The sequence below is a fragment of the Streptomyces sp. CO7 genome, assembly GCF_053474865.1.
Genome location: NZ_JBRIOU010000004.1, coordinates 339,036 through 340,326, shown reverse-complemented (window position 1 = coordinate 340,326; position 1,291 = coordinate 339,036). Strand labels below are relative to the sequence as shown.

Here is a 1,291-nt window from a genome sequence, read left to right as displayed (position 1 = left end):
CCTCTACACCGCGGGGACCGCGATGCTGGAGACGGCCGACCGCCTGGTCGAGGCCGAGAAGGAGCCCGCGGTGCAGCAGTTCTGGCTGCTCGCGGGGGCCGTCCGCTCTCTCGCGGTCAACGCCCACGCCCCCGGCCTGGTCCTGGACTCCTACCTGCTGCGCGCCTTCGCGGTCGCGGGGTGGGCGCCCAGCTTCACGGACTGCTCGCGCTGCGGCGACCCCGGGCCGCACCGCTCGTTCGCGGTGGCGCTCGGCGGCGAACTCCCCCACTCCGCGCACTGGCCCGCGCTGGTGGGCGACACCCACGCCGACGCCGCGCTCGGTGAACTCCTGGGCTGCGCCCTGGTCTCGCCAGCGGGCGGCCGCCACCGGCTCGCCGCCGGGGTGCCGGCCCAGCTGGAGGCCGCCGGATACCGGGACGGCGCCGAGGAGCGGATCCGCACCGCCGCCGAGCACTACGCCTGGTGGACCGGACACCAGTCGGTCACCGCGGACCGGGTGCGCGCCGAGGCCGACGCGGTGCTCGCGGCGCTGACCGCGCTCCCGCCCTCCGCCGGCGAGCTGGTGCTGCGACTCTCCCGCAACGCCGCCCCCGCCTTCGCCGCCGGGCTCGCCTGGACGGCCTGGGAGCACACCCTGCGCACCGGCTCCGAGGCGGCCCGGCTGGCCGGCGAGGCCGCCGACCAGGGCTACTTCCACCACGAACTGGGCGTGCTGGCGCTCTGTCAGGGCCGCCACGACCGGGCGCGCAACGAACTGGACGCGGCCGTCGCGCTGCGGACCACCGCCTCCGACAAGCGGGGGCAGCTCGCCGGGCGCCGCGCGCTGACGCTGGTCGCCGACCGCACCGGCGACCTGCCCGGCGTGGACGCCGCCGCCGGTCCCGCCGGCGCACCGGCCCCGGCCACCCCGCAGAGCAGCGCCGCACTCGCCGCCCTGGCGGCCTTCGAGGCGTTCGGCCCCGGCCCGGGGGACACCCCGCAGGACGCGGCCCTCAAGGATGAGGCCGACGCCGCGCGTCACGGGTCGACCGTGTTCGTCGGCGACGCGCCCGTCACCCGCCGCCCCGAGCCCGCCGGCAGGGGCCGCGGGCTGGTGGGCGGCGCGCGCAAGAACCTCGTCGCGGCCGGCGCCGGCGCGCTGCTGGTCGCCGTGCTGGGCACCGTGGTCACGCTGGGCGCGACCGGCGGGGACCAGGACACGCCGACCGAGGGCACCGGCCCCAACCCGTCCGCCAGTCAGGGCTACGGCGACGAGCTCGACGCCGACGAGGCCGCCGGCACCGACGAC

1 protein-coding gene is annotated in these 1,291 nt (G+C 78.8%); it reads left to right on the top strand.

The window, feature by feature from the left end; genetic code table 11:
• The coding region (locus ACOV8S_RS14240) for a DNA repair protein RecO C-terminal domain-containing protein (protein ID WP_448318181.1) at nt 1-1,291 on the top strand (1,291 nt) is incomplete at both ends.